Origin of the sequence: Corynebacterium sp. LK2537 (assembly GCF_040946485.1) — a bacterium.
In the GTDB taxonomy this organism is placed as follows: Bacteria; Actinomycetota; Actinomycetes; order Mycobacteriales; family Mycobacteriaceae; genus Corynebacterium.
In genome coordinates, this window is the sequence record NZ_JAYWLQ010000016.1 from 1 (window position 1) to 3,723 (window position 3,723).

A 3,723-nucleotide genomic window follows, 5' to 3' on the forward strand; every position below is an offset into this window, starting at 1 on the left:
ATTCTGGGTCATCAAGACCGACGATTTCCGCGCACCCATTGACCACATCACCGAACTCCACGCCGAGTTTTCGACTCAGAATTTCGCGCACCGTGGCCTGATACACCATGCCCGCCGCACGCGCTTCGTGATACAAACTAACCCCATCCAGAGTGCGAGCCTTGCCGTCCTGGCACAACTGCTTATTCGCCAACAACACGTGGGAATGGACGTGAGGATCGCCCGCACGTGAAGTTCGGTGTCCATATTTCACGCCAGAAATACCCGCCAATTTTTCAATGATCAGACGCTTCTTTGACGCAGTAGGGTCTTGCTTTCGCGTATAGCCGGCATGCTCTGATAAGTAATCCAGTGCCTGACTTACTGCCGCCTGGTGGGCTTCATCGACGATGCTACGAACCGAAGAATCAGCACCCATGCCCCACAACAATGAAACAGATTTCTGCGCACAAAACGTCAGATCGAACCCCGGAACCCCTTTATCCCCGAGAGCTTTTCCAAGCTTTACACCACTCGGAGCAACCGCCTTATTGAACCAATCCTCAACTGTTTTTCCCGACACAACAGCGCCGTTTTCGGCACCCAAAAACGCCGCAACTTCGGCCGCTTTTCCACCCCGAAGCCACACCGAAGCTGGCTGCTTTCCGTCCTCGGAATAGTACGAATCCGGCCCTCGATTCTCATCAACCGTGGACTGATAATAGGCCACAGAATGCGCGCCCATCTTCGCGATAGTCAGCACGCACGCCACCTCCTCTAACCAGCACGGTGAGCATCTGAACACCCCTAAGCACTTCTAGTGCAAATGTACCATATCCTAGAGCGCTTAGCGCTCGTAGAGCGTGGTCAGCATAGAAAAGCCGCCGAGTTTTCGGCGGCTTTTGGCTGTGTCAGGTAATCGCTATCCTCCCGGGCAATCTGCCGAGATTCCGTGGTGGCCTCGGGAAAAAGCACGTACAGGGCGGGGCTGTCGGGCACGAAAAATTCAGGGGCAAGCGTGCGGCGCAGCCGTACGCGCGGCAGCGCCAGGTGTCGACGCAGACGGCGACGGCGGCTGACTTGGTTATCGCTGACTTTGAACGCGGCTAACGCCAGCCAGCGCGCCCGCCCCGTCCGGGGCGCTCTATGCGCTCTTGAGCGTCGAGCACATCACCCAGGCGTGGTGCAGGCGTCTCAGAACGCGGAGAATCGCTGGGGCTACTTAGGTCCGATCCCCTTCCAGGTCAAGGAAGCTGAAATAGGGGACATCCTCAACAGTTTCTCCAACAATCCCGAAGACCCTATTGCTGATTTTGTCGAGATCTTCCTCGTTCTTTTTTCGGACAGGGAAAACAAACTCTTGCTTTATTACGTAAGCTCGAAGATCCTCAAAATCGCCCCTACCTGCTGCTTCGATAGCTAGATTATAGTCGTCTTCTTCGGTTTCCACTGCAACGGGAGAAAAGTCATCCAATTCGTGAAATTCTTGAGCGAAGGAACTTTTAAACCGCTTTATCAGCCTTTCAAGTTCCGGTTGAGAGCAGTACAAATGCAACTCTTCAACGAATTTCTGCTCAACTATTCCGTCCTCGAAGGAGTTTGCCGTCATGAAGAAACCTTTTCGCTCGCTATCCGCAGTCGCTATTAGCCTAATGATCGCCCTTTCCGGGGCGCAGGGAACAGCCAGCGCTACCCCAGCCACTTCCTTAAGCAGCGTTCCACCAGAAATCACACCCTATGCTGTCTACCGAGTGCAAGTTAAGTGTCCTATCGTCAACCTCCGCAATGAAGCAACCGGAGAGTACATATGGGGCTTTGGAAACACGAAAGCTGCAGCAGTCAAAGACGCCAACAACAAGCTGTATGGCAAGAAAGGGACCGGATTCAAGCTGAAGCATTGTCGAATGGTCGCTTAATCGTTCCCTCGATTCGTTCACAGTTGGCACGAACCAAATCAAATGTCTCGAAGCTGGTTGCGGTTTAGTGCAAAGGTCTCATAACCTAGAGCGCCTAAGCGCCCGTCGGGGGGAGGTCAGCATTGAAAACCCGCCGAACCCTCGGCGGGTTTGGTCGTGCCAGGCAATCTCTAGCCACGACTGCGAACGCCAGGACATGACAGAGACACGAGGCAAGGAAGTCGCTTGTGCGACTTCCGCGGCAGCACGAAAACGCGAACTATCGCCACACGGCAACGACTAATCAGAACGGCGGCTCTTCAACAACTCATCGCGCTTATCTCGCTGATACCGAGTCAGTAACTCTTCCGGCATTCGCAGAACCTTAATGTCTTCCAAAGCATCTAGGTCTTCTTGCGATGCATGGGTTTGAACGTGACCATTTCCCATCGACTCCGCGCAACTCTCTGAACGCATGCCAGAGAACATCATCGAACGCCTAGGCCTTTTATAGAAAAAGAGACGATATATAGCTAAACTTAGTACTGCTGAGGTTACCCTCGTTTAGTGGACACCCTATTTGTGCGGATCTTGTGTCCGTAGGAGAGGATGTTCATTGTGAGTCAACAGCGCAAGAAATACACGCCGGAGTACCGGTGTGAAGCCGCGAACCTGGTAATCGAGTCGCAGCGCCCGATCGCTCATGTGGCTAAGGAGATCGGTGTTTCCGCCGGGCTTTTAGGCCGGTGGGTAAAAAATGAGCGTGAACGCCGAGGAGCATCAGATGGGATGAGTGAGTCTGATCTTCGTGCTGAGAATGCTCGTTTGCGCCGTGAGCTGGCTGAAGCCAAGATGGATAACGAGTTTTTGTCAAAAGCGACAGCCTTCTTCGCCGCAAAGCAACGCGAGCAGAAAAGTTCGAATTAATGCAGCGAGAGAAGGCGAACTACAGCATCAAGCGCATGGCACGGCTATTAAAAGTGTCTCGATCTGGATATTACAAATGGGCCCATGCGCAGCAGAAACGGCTATCTGGCGAAGATGATCGTGTTGCATTTTACGATGATGTTGACCGTAAGATTCATCAGATTTGGAAAGACTCCGATGAAGTTTATGGTGCTCCGCGGATCACCGCAGAACTTACCGAGCGCTACCACATTGTGCTTAACCGTAAGACTGTGGCTAAGCGGATGCGCATGATGGGCATTGCAGGGATTTCACCGCGTGCCTTTGTTCCAGTGACAACGGTCCAAACCAAGCGTAAGTCGAGTCTTCCTGACTTGGTCAAGCGCATGTTTGATACTGGTGAGCTCAACCGAGTATGGATGTCAGATATTACCTACCTGCGCACCGGCCAGGGCTGGTTGTATTTGTGCGCGGTCCGCGATGGTCATTCCCGCAGAGTACTGGGCTGGGCTATGGATAGCGTTCAAGACACAAGTTTGGTCGAACGGGCCCTGCAGATGGCGCATACACTACGCGGTGACGTTCCTGATGGGCTGGTGTTTCACGCTGACCGCGGAACGCAATTTACCAGTGAGAAGCTCTGGGAAGTGTGCCGCAACCTGGGCATTGCCCAGTCTGTGGGGCGTACGGGCGTGTGCTTCGATAACGCGATGGCCGAGTCGTTCTGGTCGACGCTAAAGACTGAATTCTATGACCGGCAGCGATGGCTTACCCGTGATGCTGCACGCAAGGCCGTTGCCTACTGGATTGAAGTCGTCTACAACCGTCGACGCCGACACTCCGCACTCGGTATGGCAAGCCCCGTCGACTTTGAGAACCGCATTGGTCTAACCACCAGCAGAAAAGAAATAGCTGCCTAACCACTAGGTAGCTCCACTACGTG

The 3,723-nt window shown here is 53.5% G+C and carries 4 protein-coding genes; 2 read left to right on the forward strand and 2 right to left on the reverse strand.

Annotated elements, in window-relative coordinates; genetic code table 11:
• Nucleotides 1-742: MobF family relaxase (gene mobF, locus VVS03_RS11255; RefSeq protein ID WP_368534530.1), on the reverse strand; the 742-nt coding region annotated here is incomplete at its 3' end.
• 459 nt (nucleotides 743-1,201) lie between these two features.
• On the reverse strand, nucleotides 1,202-1,588 hold the full coding sequence (locus tag VVS03_RS11260; RefSeq protein WP_049063042.1) for a hypothetical protein: 387 nt from the start codon (nucleotides 1,586-1,588) through the stop codon (nucleotides 1,202-1,204).
• Between VVS03_RS11260 and VVS03_RS11265 the strand changes: the two genes are divergently transcribed.
• Together VVS03_RS11265 and VVS03_RS11270 are read left to right on the forward strand one after the other, a co-directional pair.
• The gene (locus VVS03_RS11265) at nucleotides 1,587-1,895 is read left to right on the forward strand and encodes a hypothetical protein (RefSeq protein WP_368534531.1); all 309 of its coding nucleotides are present in this window, start codon (nucleotides 1,587-1,589) and stop codon (nucleotides 1,893-1,895) included. The two genes, VVS03_RS11260 and VVS03_RS11265, sit on opposite strands and share 2 nt — an antisense overlap.
• A 588-nt stretch (nucleotides 1,896-2,483) precedes the next feature.
• Nucleotides 2,484-3,700, forward strand: a protein-coding gene (locus tag VVS03_RS11270) for an IS3 family transposase (RefSeq protein WP_368534532.1) whose coding sequence is annotated in 2 segments (ribosomal slippage) — nucleotides 2,484-2,745 and nucleotides 2,745-3,700 — 1,218 coding nt in all. Because the reading frame shifts where the segments join, the coding sequence is not laid out codon by codon here.
• Nucleotides 3,701-3,723 lie beyond the last annotated feature (23 nt).

Bases quoted from the DNA above. Each gene is read 5' to 3' on its own strand.
- VVS03_RS11260 (WP_049063042.1), bottom strand. From the start codon at position 1,588: ATGACGGCAAACTCCTTCGAGGACGGAATAGTTGAGCAGAAATTCGTT.
- VVS03_RS11265 (WP_368534531.1), top strand. From the start codon at position 1,587: ATGAAGAAACCTTTTCGCTCGCTATCCGCAGTCGCTATTAGCCTAATG.